Origin of the sequence: Microtetraspora sp. AC03309 (genome assembly GCF_020826795.1) — a bacterium.
GTDB classification, from domain to species: Bacteria; Actinomycetota; Actinomycetes; order Streptosporangiales; family Streptosporangiaceae; genus Microtetraspora; species Microtetraspora glauca.
The window spans coordinates 30,295-56,279 of record NZ_JADDIL010000043.1; the positions used below are offsets into that span (position 1 = coordinate 30,295).

Sequence of the window (25,985 nt, forward strand, 5' to 3'; positions counted from 1 at the left end):
GGGTCCCGAGGGGGGCGGTTCCGGTGGTCCCGATGCCTGTGGGGTGGTGCGGATATGTCCCCGACCTGGCCACTCGGACGTGACCACCCGTCCTGGCCGCCCCTACCTGACGTGCCCGATTTGGCCGCCATGACCTGACTTCGCCGACCTGGGCATCCGGACGAGGATTCCTGTCCTTCCCGTGGGCGTCCCCGCCCTCCCGGAAGGCGACGTCCGGCAGGGGTGGACGTTGACGGTCCGTCCTCCCTCACGCACCGTCTGGGTCAACGCGTCCAGCAGGGTCCAGCCGTACGAACGCATTCGGGCCGCTGTCCATGGCGTGGGCGCGGAAGGGCTCGATCCGCTCTCTCGGAGATGGGCCGGCCGTGCCCCGTCACGGCCGGAGTCGGGAAGCGTCTCATCGAGAAATTTCGGATTGGATGCCGAAATTTTCGGAGACGCCCATGGGAAGGCACGTCGTACTTTCCCATGGGCGTGGTGGGTCAGGCTCCGGTGCAGTTGACGGAGGACGGGATGCCGTTCGTGCCGGACCAGTTGCCGGTGAAGCCGAACGTGGTCGAGGCGTTCGCGGCGAGGGCGCCGTTGTAGCTCGCGTTCTTGACGGTGACGTTCGCCCCGGACTGGCTGAGGGTGCCGTTCCAGAGCTGGGTGATGGTCTGCCCGTTCGGGAACGTCCAGGTCACGGTCCAGCCGCTGATCGCCGCCGAGCCGGAGTTCTTGACCGTGACCTCACTCTGGAAGCCGGTGTTCCACTGGTTCACCAGCGCGTACGTCGCGGAGCACGCCTTGCCGGTGCCAGGCGAGGACGACGGGCTGGCCGAAGGACTGGCCGAGGGGCTCGCACTGGGGCTCGGGCTGGAGGTGGTGCCTCCGAACGCGTTGCTCACCCCGGTGTAGGCGGGCTTGGAGTTGTAGTTGTCGTCGAACAGCAGGGGCGCTCCGTACCCCGAGAACACGTCGGGGACCCAGGAGTACGTGTCGGTGACACCCCACACGGTGATGCCGACGCAGCGCGTGACGTTCAGGCACGCCTTGGTCAGCGTGTTGTAGTTGCCGCTCTGGGTGGCCAGCTTGGTGGAGTCGGCCGGGGTCTGCATCCGGACGTCCACCTCGGTCAGCGCCACGTCCACGCCGAGGTCGGCGAACCGCTGGAGGTTGGCCTGCAGGTCGGAGGGGATCTGGCCGAGGATGAAGTGCGCCTGGAACCCGACGCCGTCGATCGGGACGCCCTGCTGCTTGAACGCCTTGACCATGTTGTACACGGCCGTGCTCTTCGAGTTGACGCCTTCGATGTTGTAGTCGTTGTAGTAGAGCTTGGCGCTCGGGTCGGCGGCACGCGCTGCCTGGAAGGCGGTGGCGATGTAGCTGTCGCCGATCGTCGTCTGGAAGACCGACTGGCGGCGGCTGCCGTCGTCGTTGAACGCCTCGTTGACCACGTCCCAGGCGTACAGCTTGCCCTGGTAGTGGCCGGCGACGTTGCTGATGTGGTTCTGCATGATCGAGGTCAGGGTGCTGGAGTTGAAGCCGCCGTTGCTCACCCAGGACGGGAGCTGGCTGTGCCAGACCAGGGTGTGCCCCCGCACGCTCTGCCCGTGGGCCTGGGCGTGGCTGACGATGGCGTCGCCGCCGGTGTAGTTGAAGGAGCCGCGCGACGGCTCCGTGGCGTCCCACTTCATCTCGTTCTCGGGCGTGACCGAGTTGAACTCCCGGTCGGCGACCGTCGCGTACGCCGACTCGCCGAGGTGGTTGTTGGCCAGGGCGGTGCCGAAGTACTTGCCCTTGGCCGCGGCGAGCTGGCCGAGGCCGGTGGCCGCCGTCGCCGAGGTGGTGGTGGCCACGGCGACGAGCGCCGTGGCGGCCAGGGCCGTCACGGCGAGACCCGCCAGGGTTCTGGCAGGCAGACGGAAAACGCTTTCCATCATGGAGTGCCTCACCTCTTGTCCTTCTTCTGTGTGTTCTTGTGCGGGGGTGTCCCCGGTGGCGGACGCCGCCGGGGGGGTGAATGCCCGCCTTTCCTGGGGGGCCGGGATTCAGGAAAGGCGGGCGGCCATGGGAGGGTCAGCGTGCGGCGCAGCTGACGCCCGTGGGGGTGGCGTTGGTCCCCGACCAGCCGGCCAGGAACCCGAAGGTGGCCGAGGCGCCCGAGGACAGGCCGCCGTTCCAGCTCTCGTTGGTGACCGTGACGTCGGCGGAGCTCTGGGTGTGCCTGCCGCCCCACAGCTGGGTGATGGTCTGCCCGTTCGGGAAGGTCCAGGTCACGGTCCAGCCGGTGATGGCCGGACCGCCGGTGTTCTTCACCGTCACCTCGCCCTGGAACCCGCCCGGCCACTGGCCCACGGTCCGGTACGTCGCCACGCACGCCGTGCCCGGGCCCGAAGGAGAGGGACTGGCGCGGGGACTCGCGCTGGGGCTCGGACTGGCGCTCGGGCTCGCGCTCGGACTGGCGCTCGGGCTCGGGCTCGACGTGATCCCCCCGATCGCCCGCGCCTCGTCGGCCAGCACCGTGGCGGTCGCGCTCGGGTAGTGGACGCGGAAGCCGTCGTAGTCGGGATAGAGGCTCACCCCGTCCCAGTCCACGCCGGTCAGGAGCCAGAAGTTCCAGCCGTCGCCGGTGCCGTTCCTGACCGTGGACGTCCACGTCTTGTAGACGGTGTCCCGGCTGCTCCCGGTGATGCCGAACTCCTCCAGGGTCACCGGCTTCCCGTACGCCTGGGCGGCGGCCTGGTGGTCCTTGATCCACTGGGTGCCCCAGTCGGCGGATCTGCCCCAGCCGTCCGGATAGAGGTGGTAGGTGCCGAAGTCGATGCCGGGAAGGCTGGTCAGGGCCTCGTGGTCCACGCCGTCCGCGCCGTTGTAGAGCCAGTCGCTCGCGTTCCCCTGGTTGAGGAAGCCCTCGTCGCCGACCGACACCATGTGGTTCGCGTCCAGGCTCTTGATGTACGCCGACATCTCGCCCGCCCAGCCCGTCAAGGTCGAGGTGGTGCAGGTGCCGGAGGCGGGCAGGTTGGCGTTGATGCAGCGCGGTTCGTTGGCGAGCTCCCAGGCGAAGATCGTCGGGTCGTCCTTGTACGTGACGCCCGTGACGGTGTTCGTACGGTTGAGCAGGTGGCTGATCCAGTTCTTGTACCAGCCCTTGATCGTGGCGTCGGTGTAGAACTGGTCGTGATACTGGCCGCCGGCCCATTTCACGTACTGGTCCATGCCGCCGAACTCCTTCCAGTTGTTCACGAACGGAAGGATCAGCCGGACGCCTGACTGCGCGGCCTTGGCGATGACGTGGTCGAGGTGCTCCAGGCCGTCGGCGCCGTCGTTGTACGCGGGCCTGCCGGTCGCGGTGTCCCAGTACTGGAAGTAGACGCCGGCCTTCTTGCCCTCGCCGTCCACGTGCGGGACGGATCCGTCGACGGAGCCGATGTCGAGGGAGGCCCAGGCGCGCATCACGGTCAGGTCCATCGCCTTGGCGTCGTCGAAGACGTCGTCGACCATGGCCTGGCTCGCGAAGATCGGATAGTAGTTGTTGGTCCCGCCGTACCGGAACGGCTGGCCGTTCAGGACGAACCCGCCCCCGGAGCGGGTGACGAACCCGCTGGGCGCAGCCTCGGCCGTGCCGGCGTGCAGTGCGACCGAGGCCGCCGCGAGCAGCGTCGCGGCCACGGCCAGTGCCTTCGTACGCATTCGTGATCTCCTTTGGGGCCCGCGCCCGCGCGTTCCACGGACGGACACGCGCGGACGCGGGAGCGCGGGGGTTACGCGGGGGTGCAGGTGATCGACGTGGGGGCGCCGTTCGTGCCGGACCAGTCGCCGGTGAAGCCGAACGTGGTCGAGGCGTTGGCGGCGAGGGCGCCGTTGTAGCTCGCGTTCTTGACGGTGACGTTCGCCCCGGACTGGCTGAGGGTGCCGTTCCAGAGCTGGGTGATGGTCTGGCCGTTCGGGAACGTCCAGGTCACGGTCCAGCCGCTGATCGCCGCCGAGCCGCTGTTCGCCACCGTCACCTCACCCTGGAATCCGCCCTGCCAGGAGTTCGCCACCTTGTACGTCGCCGCGCACGTCCGGCCGGTCGGGGAGGCGCTGGGGGAGGGGCTGGCCGACGGCGAAGCGGACGGAGAAGCCGAGGGAGACGGCGACGGCGAAGCAGACGGCGAAGCCGAAGGGGAAGCCGAAGGGGAAGCCGAAGGGGAAGCGGACGGGGACGCTGAGGGCGACGGTTCGGAACCGGGAGCCGACCCCCAGATCTTCGCGCCACCGGAGTGGATCGTGATGTTCTGCACGGTCACCGGCGTGGAGCCCGGCGTGGTGGAGACGCCGGTGTACGACCAGTCGTTCGCCGGGTCCCAGGAGCCCGAGCTGGCGATCCGGAACTGGACCTCCCGCCGCGACTCCGACTGGCCCGCGGGAGCGATGACCTGGCCGGAGCAGTCGATCGTGACGTAGTAGATCCGTCCGGAGAACTGCGTCGGGCCCGCTGGGGCGGCGCACTGGTTGTACGCGGAGGTCAGGGTGATCTGCGCGGGCGTCGTGTCGCCGTCGAGCGTGAAGTAGTAGCGGAACGCGCCGTCGGTCAGCGCCCGGGCCGGCCACGCCGAGTGGTTGACGATCAGCGTCTTGATCTCGGTGAAGTTCGCGCCCGCGGCGTTCACCGACGCCTGGGCGTAGATCTCGGGCCCGTCCGGGGTCTCCACCGGCGGGAAGTTCGCGAGCGGCGTTCCGCCGTACTCCTTGTAGAGCCGGGCCAGCGCGCCGGTGAAGGCCGCGTTGTAGTCGGTGGCGACCTCGTTCATCACGTAGTCGCTCCGGCTGTCGGCGTAGGCGTCGTCGGCCGACTTCGGCCCGCCGGCCAGCGCGCCGTAGAGAATGTGCCTGCTCTGCGCGGGCTCACCGCTGAGGTTGTTCGTCCAGGTTCCGTGCGCGGTCCGGTGGTGCGGGTTCTTCGGCGGGTTGGCGCCGAACCCGATCAGGTACGACGAGTTGCGGGGGTTGTCGCCGAGGGCGTAGCCGATCTGGCGGACGCCGAAGTCGTGGTAGCGCGCCTTGCGGGTGGCGTCGGCGGTCAACCAGTCGCTGTAGACGAGGGCGACGAACGCCGTGTTCGACGCGTAACGCAGCGACCCCCACTGGTCGAGCACGGCCTGGCCGCCGGGGGAGTAGGGGACCCTCTGGCCGTTCACGCCGACGGTCCAGTAGTCCAGCCACCGGTTGGCGTCGTCGACGTACTGCTGCTTGCCGGTCAGCTTGGCCAGCAGGACGTAGCATCCGTACGACTTGTCGTCCCAGGCGATCGTCCACTTGTACGACTTGGTCGTGGACTGCGGCTCGGTGCCCAGGTTGGCGTAGGACGACTCGGCCTTGGTGAGGTAGGACGCGTCCTGGGTGGCGCGGTAGAGCCAGAGGGCGCCCCACACCAGTTCGTCGTTGTAGCCGCTCCAGGACTGGTAGTAGCCCGCCGCGTCGGTGATGCAGTCGCTGTACTTCTTCCGCACGGTGTCGGCGAACGTGTAGAGCTGCTTGGCGTGCGTCACCAGCGTGTCGGCGTACGCCGGGTTCGTCGGGCGGAACACGATCGAGGACGCGGCCATCGCCGCCGCCGTCTCACCGGCCAGGTCCGACCCGCCGCAACTCGCGTCGATCTTGTACGCGGGGCGGGTCATCGGCATGACCTCGGCCGCGCCCCACCAGGCGTGATCGGTCCCGCCGTTGCCCACCTGGCCGTACAGCACGTTCGCCGAGGGGTGCGCCTTGATGAAGTAGTCGTTGACGAACTTCAGGTTGTCCAGCAGGTAGGGGAGCTGGCCGGACGACGCGTACGCGTCGCGGTACTCGACCGCGCCCCAGGCCAGCATGGTGGTGGACGCCGCCATCGGCAGGCCGAACTTGACGTGGTCGCCCGCGTCGTACCAGCCGCCGGTCAGGTCGAGGCCCGCGTCCTTGCCGTCGTCGAGGGCCGAGTCGCCGCGCCAGGTCACCCTGCCCGCGGCCGGCAGCTTCCCGGACCGCTGCGCCTCGTAGAAGAAGAGGGATTTCTGGAGCGCCTCGCCGTAGTTGAACGCGGGTGCCGCCGAGGCGGCGGGGGTGAGGACCGCGCTCTGGACCACCGGGGAGAGCGCGGCCGCGACCAGCAGGGCGGCCAGGGCCGTGAACGTACGCCGCATGTGGATGCCTCGTGTTACGGGGTGTCGGGGGGTGTCGGGGGTGCGGTGAAGGGTCAGGCGACACCGCACCCCCGGGCCTATCTCAGGGGAAGAGCAGGCCGTACTGGCCGAGAGCGGTGGCCACGTCGACCTGCGCCCAGAACCGGTGGTAGTTGAACGTCGGCGCGGGGGCCGTGCCGTTCAGGTACGACTGGACCTTCGGCCAGTCCGGGTCGTTCTTGTACCAGGACCGGATGGAGATGAAGGTCGAGTTGGAGTTGATCGTGTCGCCGTTCGGCATCTTGCCGGTCCAGCCCGCCGGGACGTAGACCGGGTCGTCGAGGCGGTTGTAGTCCGCCTTGGTCTCGGGCACCGACACGCCCTTGCTGTCCTGGCTGTTCTTCCAGACGCCGTCGAGTAGCGCCTTGGCCGTGGACTTGGCGCCCGCGTGGCCCGACTTGGCGGCGTAGAACATCAGGGTCTTGGCGTAGGAGCCGGCGACGCCCACGTCGGTGGTGTGGTCGACGACCGAGACGTGCAGGCCGGTGTTGGCCGGGGGCATCCCGGGGCCGCTGAAGTTGCCGTCCGGCTGGCCGGTCCAGCGCAGCGTCGACGGGATCTGGTAGGTGCCGTCGGCGTTCACCGTCGTGTTCGCCAGCGCCCAGGTGACCCACTTGTCGAGGATGGTCTTGGCGTCGGCGTCGCCCGTGGCGTAGTAGTACTCGGCCACGCGCTCCATGGACCAGGCCTGGAAGCCGAACCACTGGTTGGACGGCGGGTCGTGGTAGACCGGCTGCCAGTCGTACGACATGCCGAAGAAGGTCGGCAGAGTGGACGGCGGCGCCGCGTAGTGCCCCTCGTAGCTGTTGGTCGCGCCGCCGGCGATCGCGCCTTCGGCCGACTGCAGCCACTTGTAGAACTGGAGCTGGCGCGTGAGGCTCGTCGACCAGTCGGTGACGGCCGTCGTGCCCTTGGGCTTGAGCTCGGTCACGTTCGACAGGGCGTACGCCGCGAGCGGGTTCTGGTAACCGGAGTGGTTGTGGCTCGCGCCGATCCGCCATGCCCAGCCTGCGGAGGTGTCACTCGCGCCGCCCCAGGCGTAGTACCAGTTCAGCAGGTACGCCGCGCTGTCCTTTCCGGTGCCGGCGGCGCAGGAGGTGCTGGTGCAGCCCTGCTTCTTGAAGTACTTGTCGTACATCGAGTAGCGCAGGTAGTCGCCCATCTTCGCGGCCTTGGCGACCGTGCCGGAGATCTGCCCCTCCTTGCCCTGGTCCTTGGCCCACTGCAGCGCCCAGTAAGCGACCTGCACGGCGCGGGCGTCGGCGTCGGGGGCGTTGGTGTACTTCCACTGCTTGGCGTAAGAGGCGTCCTTGGTGAACAGGTCGAGGAAGCCGTTGGTGCCGCCGAACTTGAACGTGTCGCAGGACGGCTGCGGGATCGTCTCGAAGACCGACTCCTCCGGGCCGCGCTGGTAGGTGTTGATGTAGGCGGGCCTGGTCGTGCCGTCGCCGCACCGGCCGAAGCCGTAGGTGTTGTCGACGTCGAGCAGCCAGTGCATGCCGTACACGTCACTGGTGCCGTAGGCGGTCTTCAGCTCGTTCGCGATCGGGTCCACGCCGACGCTCACGCCCGACTCCAGCTGGGACGGGTACTGCTTGACGTCCTCCCACTCCCCGGCGTACGTCGCGGGCTTGCTGGGGTTGTAGAACGAGTTCGTCGGCTGGTCGGCGGTGGACGGGATGATGTACTTCTCCAGCGACGTCCACGCGTTGTTGAACTTGCTCCAGTCGCCGGTGACCTTGCCGTACATCGCCTCCAGCCACAGGTAGTAGCTGTACGCCTCGGAGGTCGTCTCGTGGCCCTGGTCGGGGGCCTCCACCATCAGCGTCTCGACCGAGTGGTATGGCACGCCCTCGGGCGAGAAGTACCCGTTGGCCGGGTCGTGCAGCTTGTTGTACATCGTCAGGAAGTTCTGGACGTACGCGTTGGCCGGCGGGCTGACGCTCGGCGAGGCTGAAGGCGACGCGGACGGGGACGCCGAGGGAGAGGCCGAGGGAGAGGCGGACGGCGAGGCCGAAGGCGAGGCGGACGGGGACGCCGACGGCGACGGGGTGGCGCCGCAGGTGACCCCGTTGATCGTGAAGGAGGTCGGCTTGGGGTTGCTGCCGCTCCACGTTCCGTTGAAGCCGATGCTGGTGGAGGCGCCCGTCCCCAGGCTGCCGTTCCACGACAGGTTCGTCGCGGTGACGCCCGCGCCGCTCTGGCTCCAGTTCGCCGACCAGCCCGGCAGCGTCACCTGCTGGCTGCCGGGGAAGGTGAACTTCAGTGTCCAGCCGTTGACGGCGTCGCCGAGGTTCTTGATGGTGAGGTTGGCGGTGAACCCGCCCTGGCCGGGGGAGGACGTCCACTCGTTGGTCGCGTACGCCACGTCGCAGGACACCGCGGCGGACGCGGGGGTCTGCGCCAGACCGGTCAGCACGCCGGCGGACACGCCGGCCGCGGCGACCAGGGCGATCCGTCTCCGAGATCGTGGGAGCGCTCCCGTAGTAGAGGCTCTTCTGCGCATTTTCGGGGGTTCTCCAAGGTGTCGGGGGGTGCATCGCCCGGATGGAACGCCAGGTGGCGAACGCGGTGCGCGATGCGGAGTGATGGCTAGGTGGAACCGGTAGGATGGGAGCGCTCCCATCCAGGATTGTGGGAGCGCCGGTGTGGATGTCAATCACCTGTTGCGTGCCGCTCGCCGAGCCCCGTCCCGCGTAGGTGAGGCACCCTCACAGGGCTGGTCTTTTGCCGGAACCTCCCCGTACGGCGCCCGCGCGGTGGGTGAAAGTTTCAGCTGTTTCGCCGGGTTCGCTCCGGCGGTCACGGCCGTGGTTTGGCTCCGCGTCCGGGGGTAGGCGGATACGCATCTTCCTACATGGGAGGCACCCATGGTTCACACCAAGGAAGCTCCGTCCACCGGCGAGCTGGTCCGGCAGATGTCGGAGCAGATGTCCCGGCTGGTCCGGGACGAACTGCGGCTCGCCAAGATCGAGCTCACGGAGAAGGGCAGGCACGCCGGGATCGGCGCCGGGCTCTTCGGCGGTGCCGGGGTGATCGCCCTGCTCGGCGGGGGAGCGCTCGTGGCCACCGCGATCCTCGCCCTGGCGCTCGTGATTCCCGCCTGGGCGGCGGCACTCGCCGTCGGCGGCGGGCTGCTCTTCCTGGCCGCCGTGCTCGGTGTGGTGGGGAAGCAGCAGGTGTCCGCCGCGACGCCGCCGACCCCGCGCCGGACGATGCGGAGCGTCAGGAGTGACATCGGCGTCGTGCGTGAGGGAGCGCGCAGGTGAGCGAAACCGACCCCTGGCTGGACCGCGACGACACCGCGGGAGAGGTCGGGGTGCACAGCCAACTCGTGAAGGGTGGTGCGGTCAGCGAGCCCGGCGACACCCTGAACGAGTCGTTGCAGCGCGTCATCGTCGTGTGGCAGCCGGCCGAAGCCGAGGAGGCGGCGGTACTCGCCGACATCGAGCGCGACCGCGCGGAGCTCGCCCGTACCGTGGCCGCCCTGGCGTCCCGGCTCGACGTCAGGCGCCGCGCCGGCGAGAAGGCCCGCCGGGCGGCGGGCAGGACGCGACCCATGCTGATCGTCGCCGTGGCCGGGATGGCGGCGGCGGTGCTCCTCCGCCTGCTGATGCGGCGAGGCCGGCGGCGGCCGGCCTGACCCGGCACCGCCCCGGCCGTGGTCCTCCAGTGGGACGATGTCCAGAGGATCACGAGAAGGGGCGCGCGTGGACGATTGCGTGTTCTGCGCCATCGTGGCGGGCCGCACACCGGCCGCTACGGTGCTGTCGGACGATGTGGCCGTGGGTTTCCTCGACGCGCGGCCGGTTTTCAAGGGGCACGTCCTCGTCGTGCCGCGGACCCATGTCGAGACCCTGTCGGACCTGCCCGTGGCCGACGTCGGACCGTACTTCCAGCGGGTGCGGGAGGTGGCCCGCGCGGTCGAGGAGGGCCTCGGCGTCGCGGGGACCTTCGTCGCGCTGAACAACCGGGTCAGCCAGAGCGTCCCCCACCTGCACACCCATGTCGTGCCGCGCGATCGCAAGGACGGGCTGCGCGGCTTCTTCTGGCCCCGGGTGAAGTACGCCGACGACGGCGAGGCGAGGGAGTACGCCGAGCGGATCCAGGCCGCAGTCAAGAAATCTACAACGTAAAGGACGCGGCGTGGAACCCGTTGTGGCGGTCCTGGTGGTGGCGGGGCTCGTCGGCGTGCCGTCGATCGTCCTGTGGCGTGTGCTGCGCGGCCGGCGCGAGCTCGGCAGCAGCCCGGCCGAACGCGCGACGTTCGAGACCCTGCACACGGCGTCGCTGGCCGCGCCGCCGCTGCGCGCCGGGCTCACCCAGGCGGGCGCGCTCAAGGCGTCGCGCTACCTGCGCGAACTTCTCGGCTCCCCGGCGATCGCCATCACCGACGGCGAGGAACTGCTCGTCTACGACGGCGAGGGCGACCACCACGCCAAGGAGGCGTTCGGCCACGCCGCCAGGACGCTGGAGGACGGCAGGACCCAGGTGCTCGCGCTGGACTGCGACCTGCTGGAGTGCCCCATCCGGCATGCCGTGGTCGTGCCCCTCACCACCGAGGACCGCGTGGTCGGCACGCTCGCCGCGTACGGCGACCACGCCTCGGCGGGGCTGGTGCGGGCCGCGCAGGAGGTGGCGCGGTGGGTGGACTCCCAACTGGAGCTGGCCGAGCTCGACCGCTCACGGACGATGCTCATGGAAGCCGAGGTCAGGGCGCTGCGCGCGCAGATCTCGCCGCACTTCATCTACAACTCGCTGACCACGATCGCGTCGTTCGTCCGTACCGACCCGGAACGGGCCAGGGAACTGCTGCTGGAGTTCGCCGACTTCACCCGCTACTCGTTCCGGCGGCACGGCGACTTCACCACCCTCGCCGAGGAACTGCACTCCATCGAGCGCTATCTCACCCTCGAACGGGCCAGGTTCGGCGACCAGCTCCAGGTCACGCTCCGCATCGCCCCCGAGGTGCTGGCCGTCGCCGTGCCGTTCCTGTGCCTCCAGCCGCTGGTCGAGAACGCCGTACGGCACGGCCTGGAGAGCAAGCCGGGTGCCGGCCGGATCTCGATCCTGGCCGAGGACGCGGGGGCCGAGTGCGGCATCAGCGTCGAGGACGACGGCATCGGCATGGACCCGGAGCGGCTGCGCCGCATCCTCTCCGGAGAGGACCGGGCCACCGGCGTCGGCCTGGCCAACGTGGACGAGCGGCTGCGCCAGGTGTACGGCGACGAGTACGGCCTGGTGGTGGAGACCGCCAGGGACGCCGGGACCAAGGTCAGCATCCGCCTCCCCAAGTACCACCCCGGCGTCTCGGCTTGATAACCGCTCTCCGATAAGTCCGGGCCGCGTGACAGGGCTCATTTATGGTGCCGATCATGTGGCCGGACCTCGTTTCACTGGACGTCACGCCCTCGCCGGAAAGCGATAACCCGCTCGCGGACATCTGGCCCGGAGCACCCGGCTGGCTCGTCGCCCTGGCGGTCGCGGTCCTCGCGGTGATCGTCCTGGCAGGAAAGCTGAAACCGCTGATACCGGCGGCGAAATGGCTGGGCGGCGTCTTTCGCACGGTGTTCCGCCGGCCGACGCCCGAGGCCAGGTTCCGGATAGGCCGCAGGAGGCATTTCGCGGAGCACGTCGAACTGCAGTTGAAATTGCTCGCGAGCAACGAGGACTGGCATGACGACCGGTTCGCCGAACTCGAGGCGGAGGTGGAGATCGAGGGGCGGGTACACCCGCTCCGCTGGTTCGGCGGATCAAGGTCCAGGAGCGTCCTGCTGCGCAGGGAGAAATCCCTGTCGAAAGCGCTTCGGCGTACCGGGGAAAGACTCGTCATCCTGGAGGGAGAGCCGGGCGCGGGAAAGAGCGTGGCGCTGCGTCACATCGGCCAGCGGCTGGCCAGGGAGGCGAGCAAGGCCCGGGGAATGGCGGTCATCCCGCTCTATGTGAATCTCAAGGAGTTCCGTCCCGAGCGCCGGCCCGTGGACAGCGACGCCGTACGGGAATTCATTCTCGCGACGCTCAGACGGGTCAACGACCGGGACGTCGACCGGTTCCTGGACGAGGAATTCGACAAGGGATTGCAGGACGGCTCCTGGTTGATACTCCTCGACTCCTTCGACGAGATCCCCGACGTGCTGAGCACCGCCCAGTCCAGCGACACCCTCAAGGAGTACGCGGAGGCCGTCTACACCTTCCTGCACGGCATGAAGCGGTGCCGCGCGGTGATCGCCTCAAGGGAGTTCCACGGCCTGCGCTCCTTCCACCTGCCCACCTTCAAGATCGTCCGGCTGACGAGAAGGCAGCAGCGTGACCTCGTCAGCAGGTCCGGGCTGTCGCCGAACCTGCAGGCGCTGGTGGAGAACGGCCTGGCCTCCGCCGACTCGGAACTGCGGCAACTGGCCGCGAACCCCATGTCCCTCAGCCTCCTGTGCGAGCACGTGCGCGAGAACGGGGAGTTCCCCTCCAACGCGTACACGACGTACGAGAGTTACCTGGCGAAGCGGCTGGAACGGGACGCGGAACGGGTGCGGAGCCGCTACGACGTGAGCCCCGCGTTCGTCCGGGCCGTCGTCGAGGAGTCCGCCTTCTCCATGGCCGACGTACGGGGACTCGGGCTCAGCCCGTCCCGTGGCGCACTGCGCACGGCCCTCGTCGCGGGGGGCCGGGTCTCGGTCCAGAAGCTCGACGCCGTCCTGGACGCGATGGAGTACATGAAGCTGGGGCGGCGGGACGGGGAGGCCCAGGATCCCGCGTTCACCTTCACCCACCGCCGTTTCCAGGAGTACTTCGCCACCTGCGTCGTGTTGAGGGACCGCGATCGGGTCACGCCCGAGGCGCTGCTGACCGAGGGGCAGTGGCGCGAGACGGCGGTCGCCGTGCTCCAGACCCAGCCGCCCGCCGACACCGCCGTGCTCCTCGACGAGGCCGCGGCCCTGCTGCGCCGCATGGTCGCACAGCTGCCCGAAGCGATCCCGGATCGGGACACGCACGACAAGGAAGCCGGAGACGCGAGTACTGGAGACACGGACGCGGAGGGCACGGACGCGGAGGGCACGGACGCGGAGGGCACGGACGCCGGTCGGCGCGAGTTCCGATGGCCCTCCGGCTCGTACCACCTGCTCCGTCTGCTGAGCGCCGGCGCGGGCCAAGCGCCCGCGACGCTGCCGGACTCCTGCCGTGCCGACGCCGGGAGGATCCTGCGGGCCGCCTGGGACCGGGGCCGCCGCCACGACCGGAAGTGGGCGCTGGAGCTGTCGCCCATCGCCGACGAGGCGACCACGCTCTTCCTGGTCGAGCAGGGCTTCGCGGCCGGCAGCGGCACCCTCAGGGGAGCCGCCTTCGACGCCGTCGGCAGGCTGGCCGCGCCCTCGGCGAAGCTCTACGACGGGGTACGGGCGGCCCTGATCGAGATGGCGGCCTCTGGCAGGCTGGCGAGCGAAAGCCTGATCATCCGCGCGCAGATCTCGCGGCTGCCCGACCCGGGGCCGTTGCTCGGAACACTGCGGCTGCTGCGTGCGGCGCCCGTGATCGACTTGCTGCTGGCCACCGGATGGATCACCGCGTTCGTCGCTCTGGCCGATGAGACTCCGGGGTTCTCGTCGCTACTGATGTGGGCGTTCACGGCGGCGATCGCGGTCTCCACCTACCAGCTCATCCTCTCCCCGGAAAGCCCGCTTCGATTCCCCCGAACGCGGGTCCGCGTCACTCTTCCCGGGAGAGGCAAGGCTGATCCGCTCGCGTGGTTGATGCGGTCAGGGCTGATCGTGTCCCCGTTCGTCACCATGCTCGGGAAATCCTCTCGCTGCGCCGGCTCCGGCGATGCCGATCGCCTCTGCGTCTCCTTCGCCGCGCTCGACGTTTCCCTCGTCCGCTTCGGCCTGGCTCTCGCGGTCGCGTTCGCCTTCCTGTTCCTGCTGTGGCCCGGCTGCGTGCGTCATGCCGTGCGGCATGGATGTGTGGCCTCGGTGGCGCGGTGGCCGCTCATCCCCGTCCGCGCGGTGGTGCACGTCCTCGGCGCTTCGGGGCCGATCTCGAGGCCGAGAATCATGGGAGCCGTCGTCGTGGCGACCTCGATCCCGGTCATCGCGGGCTTGTCGGCCTGGGCGGTCAGCTGGCTGGCCGACTACAAGAACCTCGTGATCTTTGTGGGATCCATAGGAGCGGCATTGTTCACGGGCATGTGGATCTTCGGCCTCATCTACATGGCGATCGAGCGTCGCCGCGAGACTGCCCGCGTACTGCGCCTCGCGGCGGACGGGGCCGTGCCCGGAGCCCGGGACCTGTTGGGGACGCTCCTCGAACTGCGGACGAGTCGCGGTGTGGAGAAATGGGTGGACGAGGTACAGCGGCACGCCCTGGCGGGTGCTCTCGAACCCGTCCGGGTGCTCTCCGACCTGCTGGCCGCGATCGACCTGACGCGCGAGTCGCCCCGCGGTGTCCCGGACGCCCCCCTGCTCGGCAGCCGGTTCGGCACTCTGGCGGACACAGTGCCCGACGTCGCCCTGGACGCCGTGCCGGGTGTGAGCGCCGAGTTCGCGGCGTGGCTGGAGCAGCGCGAGCACCGCCTCCCGGTGGTCCTGCGGTCCCTGCCGGAGATCACGCTGGACCGGATGGCGCGGGTGGTCGAGCAGGTCGAGCAGGCGAAGGTCACCCGCGCCCGCCCGGACACGGAGAACGAAGGCCGACCCGTCGAGCCGGAAGCGACGGTGTGATGACCGCGCGGCCGGGCGTTGACTTCGGCTGTCCTGATTCATCACGCTCTATGGGATTCGGTGGTGAAGGAGGACGCCTGTGACCGGCCTGCGGGTCCTGGCAGTGGACGATGAGCAGCCCGCCCTGGAGGACGTGGCGTACCTGCTCAGAGCGGACCCGCGCATCGGCGAGGTGCTGACCGCGCGCGACGGCGCGGCGGCCCTGAAGCTGCTGGACCGGGCGATGGCCGAGGGCAGGCCCGTGGACGCGGTCTTCCTCGACATCCGGATGCCCGGCCTGGACGGTGTGGTGCTCGGCCGGCTCCTCGCCCAGTTCACCCGGCCGCCGAAGATCGTGTTCGTGACCGCCTACGAGGACCACGCGGTCGACGCGTTCGAGTTGAAGGCCGAGGACTACCTGCTCAAGCCGGTCCGGCCCGAACGGCTGGCCGAGGCGATCAGGCGTGTGTGCGGAAGCCGTACGGTGCCGGAGGCCGGGCCGCAGGCGGACACGATCCCGGTCGAGCTGGGCGGGGTGACCCGGTTCGTCACCAGCACCGAGGTCAGGTACGTCGAGGCGCGCGGGGACTATGCCCGGCTGCACACCGCGACGGGAAGCCACCTGGTGCGCATCCCGCTGGCCGCGCTGGAGGAACGCTGGGCGTCGGCCGGGTTCGTCCGCGTCCATCGCAGCCACCTGGTCGCGCTCCGGCACATCGACGAGCTGCACATCGACTCCGGCCGGTGCGTCGTGCGGATCGGCGACACGGAGATCCCCGTCAGCAGGCGGCACACCCGCGAGCTGCGCGACCTGCTGGTCCGCCGGGCGCGGAAGGCCGGGCCCCGATGACCGAGAAGCGGACGACAGAGAAGCGGATCTCGGATCTGCTGCGGGCGAACCGGTCCGCCGCCGAGGCCGACCGGCCGCGCCGCGTCGCCGTCACCAGCCCGCGCACGGCAGCCGCCCGCCGGCCCCGTCGCCCACTCACCACGGAGATCGACGAGCAGACGCGGCTCGGCGAGGTCTACATGGCGTCGCTGGTGCGCACCCAGTTCCGGCTGGGGCTGTTCGTCTGCTCGGTGCTCGGCTGCGTGGTCGGCGGGCTGCCCCTGCTGTTCCTGCTGGTCCCCGAGCTGCGCTCGGCCGACCTGTTCGGCCTGCCGCTGCCGTGGATGGTGCTCGCCGGTCTCATCTATCCCGCGTTCGTCGTCGGCGCCTGGCTCTACGTACGGCAGGCGGAGCGGAACGAGCGCCATTTCGCCGACCTGATGGAGCGTGAGTGACCCGGTGAGCCCCGCGTACGGTGTGACCGCGGTTGTGCTCGTGTTGCTCGCGGCGGTCCTGATCGGGGCATTCGGGATCCGGGTGTCCCGGACGACCTCGGACTTCTACGTCGCGTCCCGCACGGTGTCCCCGCTGTGGAACGCCTCGGCGATCGGCGGGGAGTACCTCTCGGCGGCCTCGTTCCTCGGGGTCGCCGGGCTGATCCTCACCTACGGCGCGGACATGCTGTGGCTCCCGGTCGGCTGGACCGGCGGATACCTCGTGCTGCTCGTGCTCGTGTCGGCTCCGCTGCGCAGGTCCGGGGCGTACACGCTGCCGGACTTCGCCGAGGCGCGGCTGGAGTCGATGGTGGTGCGGCGCACATCTAGCGTGCTGGTGGTGCTGATCGGCTGGCTCTACCTCATGCCGCAGTTCCAGAGCGCCGGACTGGTCTTCCGTACGATCACGGGCGCGCCGACCTGGGCCGGCGGTCTGCTCGTCGCGGTGGTGGTCGCGCTCAACGTGCTGTCCGGCGGCATGCGGTCGATCACGTTCGTCCAGGCGTTCCAGTACTGGATCAAACTGACCGCGCTGGCGGTGCCGCTGGTGTTCATGCTGATCGCCTGGCGGTCCGACGGGTCGCCCGGCCTGCCGCCCGGCGATCCGTGGGCGCTGCCGCTGCACGGGCGCGAGCATCCGGTGTACGCGACGTACTCGCTGATCCTGGCGACGTTCCTCGGGACGATGGGCCTTCCGCACGTGCTGGTCCGCTTCTACACCAACCCCGACGGCCGGGCCGCCCGCCGGACCACGTTGCTGGTCCTCACGCTGCTCGGCGCCTTCTATCTGATGCCCGCGGTGTACGGCTACCTCGGCCGGGTGTACGGGCTGCCCGCGACGGACGCCGTCGTCCTCACCCTGCCGGGACGGCTGGTCGGCGGGACGGCGGGGGAGCTGCTGACCGCGCTGGTGACGGCGGGGGCGTTCGCCGCGTTCCTGTCGACGTCGTCCGGGCTGGCGGTGTCGGTCGCGGGGGTGATCGCGCAGGACATCATGGGCGGCGGGGTACGGCCGTTCCGCGTGGCCACGGTGCTCGCGGTGACCGTGCCGTTCGCGCTGGCGGGGATGGCGCGGACGCTCCCGGTGGCCGACGTGGTGGGGCTGGCGTTCGCGGTCGCCGCGTCCTCGTTCTGCCCGCTGCTCGTGCTGGGCATCTGGTGGCGGCGGCTCACGACGGTCGGCGCGCTGGCCGGGCTCCTCACCGGGGGCGGGCTGGCCTGCGTCGCGGTCATCGCGACCATCATCGGCGGGCCGTACACGGGATGGCCGGAGGCCCTGCTGGCCCAGCCGGCGGCGTGGAGCGTCCCGATCTCCTTCACCGTCATGATCGTCGTCTCGCTGCTGACGCCGTCCCGCGTGCCGAGGAACGTGGCCAGGACGATGGTCCGCCTGCACACCCCGGAGACGCTGGACGTGGACCGCGGCGACTGGCGGCCGCGCTCGGTCTGACGTCCGGCGGCCCGGCCGACCGTTGGGCGCATTGATGGGACCACTCATCGCAGGCCGTACCTGCTTGACCGCCGCGTGTCGGCGGCTCACCGAAGAACCCGCTCCGGCGTCTCGTCGCGGGGTACCGTCCGCTCCTACGCTCTGCGTGATCCAGATCACAGCCGTTGGAGGTCGCGTGACGACTCGGCAACATGACGCATCGATTTATGAGGAGATTCAAGCCGGCGAGCGGTTCAAGGAACTGCGCGGCAGGTTTCGGGGCTGGGTCTTCCCGGCGACTGTGGCGTTCCTCGTGTGGTACGTACTTTACGTCGTTCTGTCCGGCTTCGCGCGGGGCTTCATGGGCACGAAGCTCTTCGGCAACATCAACGTCGCCCTGGTCTTCGGCATCCTGCAGTTCGTCTCGACGTTCCTGATCGCCTGGGCCTACTCGCGGCACGCGGCGGCCAAGCTCGACCCGCTCGCCGACGAGCTCCGCAACGAGGTCGAGGAGAAGACGGCCGCATGAAGCACGAGACCCTGTCGACGATCCTGTTCGTCGTCTTCGTCGCCGGAACGCTGGTCATCACCTTCTGGGCCAGCAGGAACACCAAGACCGCCGCGGACTACTACGCGGGCGGCCGCTCGTTCAGCGGCCTGCAGAACGGCCTGGCGATCGGCGGCGACTACATGTCGGCCGCGTCGTTCCTCGGCATCGCCGGCATCATCGCGCTGTCCGGTTATGACGGGTTCCTCTATTCGATCGGCTTCCTCGTCGCCTGGCTCGTCGCGCTGCTGCTCGTCGCCGAGCTGATGCGCAACTCCGGCAAGTTCACGATGGCCGACGTGCTCGCGTTCCGGATGAGGCCGCGCCCGGTGCGTACGGCGGCCGGCGTGTCCACGATCGTGGTCAGCATCTTCTACCTGCTCGCCCAGATGGTCGGCGCGGGTGCCCTGGTCGGTCTGTTGCTCGGCGTGCACTCCGAGGCCGGGAAGATCTGGACGATCATCGCGGTCGGCCTGCTCATGATCGTCTACGTGGTGTTCGGCGGGATGAAGGGCACCACCTGGGTCCAGATCGTCAAGGCCGTGCTGCTGATGACCGGCGCGACGCTGATCACCCTGCTCGTCCTCGGCAAGTACGGCTTCAACCTGTCGGGCCTTCTCGGCGAGGCCGCCGAGAAGAGCGGCAAGGGCGCCGCGTTCCTGGAGCCGGGCCTGAAGTACGGCACCGAGGCCCAGGGTATCGCGGGCAAGATCGACCTGATCAGCCTGGGCCTGGCACTCGTCCTCGGCACCGCCGGCCTGCCGCACATCCTGATCCGCTTCTACACCGTGCCCACCGCCAGGGACGCCCGCAAGTCCGTCCAGTGGGGCATCGGCATCATCGGCGTGTTCTACCTGCTCACCCTGGTGCTCGGGTTCGGCGCCGCCGCGCTGGTCGGCAGCAAGGCGATCACGGCCCAGGACAAGGCGGGCAACACGGCGGCGCCGCAGCTCGCCAAGGCGGTCGGTGAACTGATCTTCGGCGAGGTCGGCGGCACGATCCTGCTCGCGGTCATCGCCGCGGTCGCGTTCGCCACGATCCTGGCGGTGGTCGCCGGTCTGACCCTGGCCTCCTCCTCCAGCTTCGCGCACGACCTGTACGCCCACGTGTTCAAGCGGGGCAACGCCACCGAGCGTCAGGAGGTCGTGGTCGCCCGGATCTCCGCCTTCGTGATCGGCGCGGTCGCCATCGCGCTGAGCATCTTCGCCCAGTCGCTCAACGTGGCGTTCCTGGTGGCGCTGGCCTTCGCGGTGGCGGCGTCGGGCAACCTTCCGGCGATCCTCTACAGCCTGTTCTGGAAGAGGTTCAACACCTCGGGAGCCGTCTCGGCGATCTACGCCGGCCTGGTCTCGTCCGTCGTGCTCGTCATCTTCTCGCCGGTGGTCTCCGGGGCGCCGACGTCGATGTTCCCCGACACCGACTTCCACTGGTTCCCCCTGTCGAACCCGGGCATCGTCTCCATCCCGATCGGCTTCCTCGCCGGATACATCGGGACGGTCCTCAGCAAGGAGTTCAACGCGTCGAAGTACGCCGAGATCGAGGTCCGCTCGCTCACCGGTGTCGGCGCGGAGAAGGCCGCCGAGCACTGATCCCGCTTCAGGTCAGGCCCGGTCGCGGGTGGCGCAGAGCCCGCGGCCGGGCCGCTCCACGCGCGGCGGTATGACGCGACCGGGATGAAGGGTCACCTGTCCGCCGCGGGATGGTACGCCGGATCTCGCATGGTTATTGTCGGTTTTGTGTACCGGCAGACGGCCAGAACCCGGATTCTCGACGCGGCCGAGGAACTCTTCTCGGGCGGCGGGTACGACGCGACCCCGACGGCGCGGATCGCGGAACTGGCCGGGGTGCCCAAGGGTCTGCTCTTCCACTACTTTCCCCGCAAGATCGACGTACTGATCTCGCTGGTGGACGAGCGGACCCTGGTCACCGAGGAGGAGGTCGAGGCGGTGCCGGGCGACGCCGCGGGAGCCCTGTCCCGGCTGGCTCGGCGGCTGCCCTTGCACGCGTCGCCCGCGATGCGGCGGATCCTGTTCCGCGAGGCCGACACGCACGGATCGGTGCGCGAGCGGCTGGGCCGGCTCAACGCCGAGATCATCAGGAGGGCGCGGTTCGCCCTGGAGCTCGCCATGCCGGGCGGACGCGGCGACGCGGCCAGGCTGGAGGCGGCCGCCGCCACGTTCGCCGCCGTCCTGCTCTACCAGGAGAGCCTCTGCCAGCTCACCGGCCACCACATCGACCCGGACGCGGTGGCCGAGCTGATCGTCCACGCGCTGGGCTGACCGTCCGCACGGCGTCACCGGTCAGGCGGGCACCTTCTCCACGGCCGGGGCGCTTCGCTCCACGATGACCGGCTCGCTCGCCGCGACCGGTTCGTCCCCCGAGCCGTCCTCACTCTCCGTCTCCCCGGCCCGCTCCCGCTTGGCCAGCGTGGTGAGCTCCTCCATCGCCTCGTCGATGTGGCCGATCAGGCTCCACACGTCGGGCACCCGGTCGGGGCAGGCCACCACTCCGAGGTCCAGCCGCCCGTCGTACGTGATGCAGGTGATGCTGAGCGCTCCCGTGACGTCGGTCAGCACGGACATCGGGTAGTACGACAACACCCGGGCCCCACAGAGGAAGAGCGGGAACGGCGGGCCGGGAACGTTGGACACGATCAGGTTCACCCCGGTCCCCACCATGCCGGCCAACCGGAACAGCGTGGGTGTGGCCAGCGCCGAGAACGGCGCGGGGAACATCGCGCAGACGTCGCTGAGCCAGGTCGCCGGGGACACCGCGAAACGCCGCTTGGCGGCCAGCATGGCGGCGCGCACCATGGTCAGCCGCTCCTTCGGGCAGTCCACGTGCGTCGCCAGCGGGGTGATCATCGCGGAGATCTGGTTGCCGATGGTCTCGCTGCCGCGTGCCGTACGGACCGCGACCGGGACCGCCGCGATGAGGGGCTGGTCGGGCAGCGCGTCGCACGAGACCAGCCAGCGGCGCAGCGCGGACGCGCACAGGGTCATGACGACGTCGTTGACACTCATCCCGAAGGTCCGGGAGACCCGCCGGATCTCGACCAGCGGGATCGATCCGAAGGCGAAGCTCCGCTCGCCGGAGATGGTCCCGTTGAACGGCGTACGCGGGGGCGCGAGCGGCGGGAGTTCCGGCCGGGGCCGCTCGTCGCCGAGGAGCCGCCGGGTCGTGCGGGCGATGAGACGGGCGCCCGGCAGGGCCGAGGCCAGGGGGATCGCGTCGAGGTCGGCCGCCGCCCGCGTGAACGAGCGGAGCGCCGCGACGGGGTGGGCGACCGAGCGGGCCACCGCGCCCGCCAGCATCGTGACCGGATCCGGCCTCCGCTCCGCCGGGACGTCCGGGGGAGTCTCGACCAGCCGGGGCTCCGGGGAGAGGTCCAGCAAGGAGACCAGGATCTCGGCGCCGGAGACTCCGTCGATGGCGCAGTGGTGGACCTTCGTGTACAGCGCCACCCGGCCGTCCGGCAGCCCGCGTATCAGGTGCATCTCCCACAGCGGCCGCGCCCGGTCCAGCCGGCGCGCGTGGATGCGGGCGACGTGCTCGGCGAGCTGGTCGTCGTCGCCCGGGGCCGGCAGCGTGGACTCGTGCACGTGGTCGCGAAGGTCGAGGTCCGGGGCCTCGGTCCAGTACGGCCGGTCGAGCGCGAAGGGCACGTCGGCGAGCCGCATCCGCAGCGGAGGGGCGAGGTGGAGGCGTTCGCGCAGCAGGCTGATCAGTCCCTCCCGGGTGATCGTCCCGGTCGGGGCGGTCGCCGGATCGAGGATGGCCACGCCCGCGACATGCGACGCGGTCGTCTGCGACTCCGCGCTCAGAAACTGCGTGTCGAGTGCCGTCAGCTGGCGCATCGGCAATCCTCCCTGCTCGCCTCCGTGCTCCGTGGCGGACGATCATCGTCCACTTCCGGAGTGTGACCATCATCTCCGCGCCGGGTTACCGCCGCGTTTCCCGCACGTCTCCGGGGAGCGACTTCAGACGCGCGTGACCCCGGCATGGTGCCGGGAAAGGCCACGAGAGCGAGACCAGTGCCGGTCGGACGCGCCTCACCTCGCCCGATGCAGGTGAGGTGGCCTCGTGGTGACATTCCCGTTCGGCGGCTCTTCTAGTCGGCCACCGTGACGTGATGTTCAACGATCCCGTCGAAGAGGTAGCCCAGCGTGTTGTACGGCGTGCGCGTCGGCTGGGTGGCCCCGGTCTCGTCGGTGGCGCGGGCCAGGAGGACGTACGGGCCGGGCTCCCTCGGGAACCAGGTGATGTGCCACGGCGTCCAGGCCGTCGCCACGCCCTGGCCACGGGTGAGGGCACGCCGCCACGACCGCCCGCCGTCGAAGCTGACCTCGACCCTGACGACGCGGCCGTTGCCCGACCAGGACCTGCCGTGCAGGACATGCCGGCGCCCGAGCCGGAGTGTCGCGTTCCAGGGCAGCTCGAACGCGCTCTTGACCACCTGGGTGGTCAGCGGTTCTCCCGACTGGCCGGGGCCGAGCATCCGGTAGAGGTCGGTGCTCCAGGGGGAGGCCAGCGGAGTGGTGGAGACCTCGATGTCCCCCACCCACTTGATCGAGGCGATCCCGGTCCAGCCGGGGACGACCAGCCGGGCGGGGAAGCCGTGGTCGGGTGGCAGCCGTTCGCCGTTCATCTCGTAGGCGAGGAACACGTCGTCCAGTGCCTTGGCGATCGGGAGCGGACGGCGGACATGACCGAGGTTCACGCCGTTGTCGACGTACTCCGGGTCGAGGCCGCTCGGCAGGACGTCCACGGCGTCCTCGGTGACCCCGGCCAGCGTGAGGATCGTGGCCAGGGGCACACCACGCCAGCGGGCGACGCCGACGGCGCCGAGCCCCCAGGGTGTGCCCGGGGTGTGCAGGCCCTGCTGGGCGGCGAAGAAGGACCGCCCGTTGCCCGCGCACTCGATCGCCACGTCCATGGTCCGCGGCGGCAGGGCCAGCAGTTCGTCGTACGTGAAGTGGCGGGGGGAGCGCAGCCCGGATCCGTGCAGCCGCAGCCGCCAGGTGGCGGCGTCGATCAGCGGGGTCGAGGTGTGGTTCCTGACGAAGAACCGGTCGTTGGGGACGTGGAAGCCCCGGCCGCGCATCGCCTCCCACCGCATCTCGGCGCAGGATCCGCGCACGTCGAACAGTTCGGGAGGCATCGGTTTGACGAAGGGGCGGCCGGGTCCGGGATCGCCGCGTTCGGGGCCGTCGGGTTCGGGGCCGTCGGTTCCGGGTTCGGGTTGGTGGGGGCCGCTTTCGCCGATGGGGGAGGGGACCCCCGGTGTACAGCGGACCTCCTCTCGCGGGTGCGGGACGCGGGTCCGGGAGACGGACGCGCCGGTCAGGTCTTCGAGATCCATGTGGACCACCCCTCCTCCATGTACCTATTACCTACCAGGAAACCATTGAATCCGCGAAAGCGGCAGGACCCTGGGCCTGGTCCACCAGGAATGCGGGCCCTTTCGGGCTTGGGATGACGCGTCCGGTCAGGGAGGCGTCCCGAGCCGGATTCCGCCGCGGTCCCGGCGGGTCAGGTCAGGTCCGGTCCCGGTGCCAGGGTGCCTCGGCGCCGGTGGCGGCGGGCCGGTCGGTCGTACGCAGCGCGTACGTGGGCATGGGGGCGTCGGGCAGCGGGCCGAGGTAGGTGTGGCCGGTCAGATGGCACCAGGCGGGGAGGTCGACCGGGGCGGCGGGGTCGGACGCGATGAGGTGGATCGTCGTGCCCGGGGGCAGCTCCGTGATGCGCTTCCGCAGCTCCAGCAGGAGCTTCACGCAGGTCCGGTCGCCTCCGTCGATCACGACCGGCGTGCCGGGCGCCGTCATGCCGCGGCCACCGGACGTCCGTCGGCCCGCCATTCGCCCGGCCCGCCGTCCAGCGGCCGGGCCCGGCGACCGCGCGCGTGCGGCAGGCGGACGGCCGGAAACGCCTTTGCCGATGTCGGCCCCATCCCCACCTCCAATAGTCATACGGCGAGCGCACCGAACGGCACCGCACCCCTGGCGAGGCGGTGCAGTCGATCACCTGGATCACCGCCCGGCTCCGCTCGCCCGATCACCGCCCGGCTCCGCTCGCCCGACCCCTGGCCCGGCGAGGCCCGATAGACGACGACCGGCCTACCGGCCGAGAAACGCGAGCAGGCGCTCCAGCGGCCAGGTGTTGATCACGTCGTCCGTCGTCAGCCACGCGCGCTGGGCGATGCCGACGCCGAACCTCTCGTTGGCCAGATGCGGGATCGCGTGCGAGTCGCTGTCGATCGAGAACTTGACGCCGTGATGGCGGGCGAGCCGGACGAGGTCGGACGGGAGATCGGCCCGGTCCGGGAAGGAGTCGATCTCCATGGCGGTGCCGGTGCGCGCCGCCGCCCGGAACACCTCGTCCCAGTCGGCGTCCACCGGGGGCCGCTTGCCGATCTTCCGTGTGGTCGGATGGCCGATGATGTGGACGTTGGGGTTCTCGCAGGCGGCGATGAATCGGCGGGTCATCTCGTCGCGGCTCTGGCCGAAGTGCGAGTGGACGGACGCGACGCAGATGTCGAACCCCTCCAACACCTCGGCCGGCCAGTCCACGGAGCCGTCGGGGGCGATGTTGAGCTCGGTGCCGTGCAGCAACCGCATGTCCGGATAGCTCCGTTGCAACGCGGCGATCTCGGCGCGCTGCTGGAGCGCCTTCTCGAGCGTCATCCGCTGCATGAACAGCTCGGGCGCGTGGTCGGTCACGGCGTAGTAGGCGTAACCCCGCGCCGCCGCCGCGGCCACCATGTCGTCGAGCGAGGCGATGCCGTCGGTCAGGTTCGTGTGCGTGTGCAGGTCGCCCTTGAGGTCGTCGAGCTCGACCAGCCGGGGGATGCGGCCTTCGAGCGCGGCCTTGACCTCGCCGCCGTCCTCGCGCAGCGTCGGCGGCACCCACTGCATGCCGAGCGCGTGGTAGATGTCCTCCTCGGTCTCGGAGGCGATGACGTGGTCCTCCCCGTCGAACAGGCCGTACTCGGAGAGCTTCCACCCCTTCTTCACCGCGATCTCGCGGATGTGGACGTTGTGCTCCTTGGAACCGGTGAAGTAGACCAGCGCGGCCCCCCACGACTCGGCCGGGACCACGCGAAGGTCGACCTGGAGGCCGCGATCGGTCCGGACCGACGTCTTGCGGTCGCCCCGCGCGATCACCTCGGTGACGTATGGCTGCGACGCGAATGTGGCCATCAGCTCGGCCGGGCCGACGGCGAGGATGTCGACGTCGCCGATCGTCTCCCGCATCCTCCGGAGCGAACCGGCGTAGGCGATCCGCTCGGCGGGCAGCGAGGCGATGACCCGCTCCGCCAGATCCATGGCGATGCCGATGTGGACCCGCCCGCCCGACTGCTCGAGCTGCTCGACGCCCTTGAGCAGGTTCTCCTCGGTCTTCGGGCCGAAGCCCCGCAGCCCGGCCAGCCGCCCGCCCCTGATCGCCTCGGCGAGCGCGGCGGGGGAGTCGACGCCGAGCTCCTGGAACAGGAACAGCGCCTTCTTCGGCCCGAGCGTCGGGACCTTCGTGAGCTCGCGCACCCCCTCCGGAACGACGGCGCGCAGATCGTCGAGCTGGCGGAAGCTGCCCCGCTGGAGGAACTCCTCGACCTTCTTGGCGATCGCCTCGCCCACGCCCGGAATCGTGCGCACGTTCGTCTGGCGGAGATCCTCAGGGAAGCCGGCGATCGACTTCGCCGCCTTCTGGTAGCTCCGCACCCGGAACGCGTCCCCGCCGTTCAGCGCGAAAAGCTCCGCGTACTCCTCGATGGCGGCAGCCGCCTCGTCGTTCGACCGTCCCATGCCAGCAGC

Annotated in this window: 19 protein-coding genes; 11 read left to right on the top strand and 8 right to left on the bottom strand. The window is 70.0% G+C overall.

Features of this window, described 5'->3' with window-relative positions; all coding sequences use genetic code 11:
• Window positions 1–482: 482 nt before the first annotated feature.
• The 4 genes from IMZ11_RS24390 to IMZ11_RS24405 form a co-directional block, all read right to left on the bottom strand.
• Window positions 483–1,922 (bottom strand): endo-1,4-beta-xylanase, encoded by a 1,440-nt coding sequence (locus tag IMZ11_RS24390; protein WP_228644671.1) that lies wholly within the window; start codon window positions 1,920–1,922, stop codon window positions 483–485.
• A 136-nt stretch (window positions 1,923–2,058) separates the two neighbouring features.
• Window positions 2,059–3,675: a cellulose binding domain-containing protein gene (locus tag IMZ11_RS24395; RefSeq protein ID WP_228644672.1), complete on the bottom strand. Its 1,617-nt coding sequence runs from the start codon at window positions 3,673–3,675 to the stop codon at window positions 2,059–2,061.
• 71 nt (window positions 3,676–3,746) lie between these two features.
• Window positions 3,747–6,146 (bottom strand): glycoside hydrolase family 9 protein, encoded by a 2,400-nt coding sequence (locus tag IMZ11_RS24400; protein WP_228644673.1) that lies wholly within the window; start codon window positions 6,144–6,146, stop codon window positions 3,747–3,749.
• 82 nt (window positions 6,147–6,228) lie between these two features.
• Window positions 6,229–8,691, bottom strand: coding sequence for a glycoside hydrolase family 48 protein (locus tag IMZ11_RS24405; protein ID WP_228644674.1), 2,463 nt, complete (start codon window positions 8,689–8,691; stop codon window positions 6,229–6,231).
• Between the two features lie 364 nt (window positions 8,692–9,055).
• On the opposite strand from IMZ11_RS24405, the gene IMZ11_RS24410 reads away from it, so the two are divergent.
• The 11 genes from IMZ11_RS24410 to IMZ11_RS24460 all read left to right on the top strand — a co-directional run bounded on the left by IMZ11_RS24410 (window position 9,056) and on the right by IMZ11_RS24460 (window position 20,453).
• Entirely contained in the window at window positions 9,056–9,454 is a 399-nt protein-coding gene (locus IMZ11_RS24410; RefSeq protein ID WP_061256870.1) for a phage holin family protein, read from the top strand.
• Complete coding sequence (locus IMZ11_RS24415; protein WP_228644675.1) at window positions 9,451–9,828, top strand: DUF3618 domain-containing protein; 378 nt, start codon at window positions 9,451–9,453, stop codon at window positions 9,826–9,828. Before IMZ11_RS24410 ends, IMZ11_RS24415 begins: the two co-directional genes overlap by 4 nt.
• Before the next feature lie 67 nt (window positions 9,829–9,895).
• Window positions 9,896–10,321 (top strand): HIT family protein, encoded by a 426-nt coding sequence (locus IMZ11_RS24420; RefSeq protein ID WP_228644676.1) that lies wholly within the window; start codon window positions 9,896–9,898, stop codon window positions 10,319–10,321.
• A 10-nt stretch (window positions 10,322–10,331) separates the two neighbouring features.
• Window positions 10,332–11,504 carry a sensor histidine kinase gene (locus IMZ11_RS24425; RefSeq protein ID WP_228644677.1) on the top strand — a complete coding sequence of 391 codons (1,173 nt, stop codon included), beginning with the start codon at window positions 10,332–10,334 and terminating at the stop codon, window positions 11,502–11,504.
• Window positions 11,505–11,560: 56 nt separating this feature from the next.
• Entirely contained in the window at window positions 11,561–14,896 is a 3,336-nt protein-coding gene (locus IMZ11_RS24430; protein ID WP_228644678.1) for an NACHT domain-containing NTPase, read from the top strand.
• A 79-nt stretch (window positions 14,897–14,975) separates the two neighbouring features.
• The gene (locus IMZ11_RS24435; protein WP_061256875.1) at window positions 14,976–15,725 is read left to right on the top strand and encodes a LytTR family DNA-binding domain-containing protein; all 750 of its coding nucleotides are present in this window, start codon (window positions 14,976–14,978) and stop codon (window positions 15,723–15,725) included.
• On the top strand, window positions 15,722–16,159 hold the full coding sequence (locus IMZ11_RS24440) for a hypothetical protein (RefSeq protein WP_228644679.1): 438 nt from the start codon (window positions 15,722–15,724) through the stop codon (window positions 16,157–16,159). The genes IMZ11_RS24435 and IMZ11_RS24440 overlap by 4 nt, the downstream gene beginning before the upstream one ends.
• Window positions 16,152–17,648: a cation acetate symporter gene (locus IMZ11_RS24445; RefSeq protein WP_228644680.1), complete on the top strand. Its 1,497-nt coding sequence runs from the start codon at window positions 16,152–16,154 to the stop codon at window positions 17,646–17,648. Before IMZ11_RS24440 ends, IMZ11_RS24445 begins: the two co-directional genes overlap by 8 nt.
• A gap of 175 nt (window positions 17,649–17,823) precedes the next feature.
• Entirely contained in the window at window positions 17,824–18,156 is a 333-nt protein-coding gene (locus IMZ11_RS24450) for a DUF485 domain-containing protein (RefSeq protein WP_061256880.1), read from the top strand.
• Window positions 18,153–19,763 carry a cation acetate symporter gene (locus IMZ11_RS24455; RefSeq protein ID WP_061256882.1) on the top strand — a complete coding sequence of 537 codons (1,611 nt, stop codon included), beginning with the start codon at window positions 18,153–18,155 and terminating at the stop codon, window positions 19,761–19,763. Before IMZ11_RS24450 ends, IMZ11_RS24455 begins: the two co-directional genes overlap by 4 nt.
• Window positions 19,764–19,910: 147 nt before the next feature.
• Entirely contained in the window at window positions 19,911–20,453 is a 543-nt protein-coding gene (locus IMZ11_RS24460) for a TetR/AcrR family transcriptional regulator (protein ID WP_228644681.1), read from the top strand.
• 21 nt (window positions 20,454–20,474) lie between these two features.
• On the opposite strand, the gene IMZ11_RS24465 is transcribed toward IMZ11_RS24460, so the two are convergent.
• From IMZ11_RS24465 to polX, 4 genes are all read right to left on the bottom strand, one after another.
• Window positions 20,475–22,031, bottom strand: coding sequence for a wax ester/triacylglycerol synthase family O-acyltransferase (locus tag IMZ11_RS24465; protein ID WP_228644682.1), 1,557 nt, complete (start codon window positions 22,029–22,031; stop codon window positions 20,475–20,477).
• A gap of 254 nt (window positions 22,032–22,285) precedes the next feature.
• The gene (locus IMZ11_RS24470) at window positions 22,286–23,536 is read right to left on the bottom strand and encodes a sulfite oxidase (protein ID WP_228644683.1); all 1,251 of its coding nucleotides are present in this window, start codon (window positions 23,534–23,536) and stop codon (window positions 22,286–22,288) included.
• A 175-nt stretch (window positions 23,537–23,711) separates the two neighbouring features.
• Window positions 23,712–23,999: a sulfurtransferase TusA family protein gene (locus tag IMZ11_RS24475; protein ID WP_228644684.1), complete on the bottom strand. Its 288-nt coding sequence runs from the start codon at window positions 23,997–23,999 to the stop codon at window positions 23,712–23,714.
• 291 nt (window positions 24,000–24,290) lie between these two features.
• Window positions 24,291–25,976 carry a DNA polymerase/3'-5' exonuclease PolX gene (polX, locus tag IMZ11_RS24480; RefSeq protein WP_228644685.1) on the bottom strand — a complete coding sequence of 562 codons (1,686 nt, stop codon included), beginning with the start codon at window positions 25,974–25,976 and terminating at the stop codon, window positions 24,291–24,293.
• Window positions 25,977–25,985: the final 9 nt, after the last annotated feature.

What these genes read in the sequence shown, in the direction of transcription:
- IMZ11_RS24455 (WP_061256882.1), top strand. Translation starts at nt 18,153, where the DNA reads ATGAAGCACGAGACCCTGTCGACGATCCTGTTCGTCGTCTTCGTCGCC.
- IMZ11_RS24400 (WP_228644673.1), bottom strand. Translation starts at nt 6,146, where the DNA reads ATGCGGCGTACGTTCACGGCCCTGGCCGCCCTGCTGGTCGCGGCCGCG.
- IMZ11_RS24430 (WP_228644678.1), top strand. Translation starts at nt 11,561, where the DNA reads ATGTGGCCGGACCTCGTTTCACTGGACGTCACGCCCTCGCCGGAAAGC.
- IMZ11_RS24395 (WP_228644672.1), bottom strand. Translation starts at nt 3,675, where the DNA reads ATGCGTACGAAGGCACTGGCCGTGGCCGCGACGCTGCTCGCGGCGGCC.
- IMZ11_RS24465 (WP_228644682.1), bottom strand. Translation starts at nt 22,031, where the DNA reads ATGCGCCAGCTGACGGCACTCGACACGCAGTTTCTGAGCGCGGAGTCG.
- IMZ11_RS24440 (WP_228644679.1), top strand. Translation starts at nt 15,722, where the DNA reads ATGACCGAGAAGCGGACGACAGAGAAGCGGATCTCGGATCTGCTGCGG.
- IMZ11_RS24390 (WP_228644671.1), bottom strand. Translation starts at nt 1,922, where the DNA reads ATGATGGAAAGCGTTTTCCGTCTGCCTGCCAGAACCCTGGCGGGTCTC.
- polX (WP_228644685.1), bottom strand. Translation starts at nt 25,976, where the DNA reads ATGGGACGGTCGAACGACGAGGCGGCTGCCGCCATCGAGGAGTACGCG.
- IMZ11_RS24475 (WP_228644684.1), bottom strand. Translation starts at nt 23,999, where the DNA reads ATGACGGCGCCCGGCACGCCGGTCGTGATCGACGGAGGCGACCGGACC.
- IMZ11_RS24405 (WP_228644674.1), bottom strand. Translation starts at nt 8,691, where the DNA reads ATGCGCAGAAGAGCCTCTACTACGGGAGCGCTCCCACGATCTCGGAGA.
- IMZ11_RS24410 (WP_061256870.1), top strand. Translation starts at nt 9,056, where the DNA reads ATGGTTCACACCAAGGAAGCTCCGTCCACCGGCGAGCTGGTCCGGCAG.
- IMZ11_RS24470 (WP_228644683.1), bottom strand. Translation starts at nt 23,536, where the DNA reads ATGGATCTCGAAGACCTGACCGGCGCGTCCGTCTCCCGGACCCGCGTC.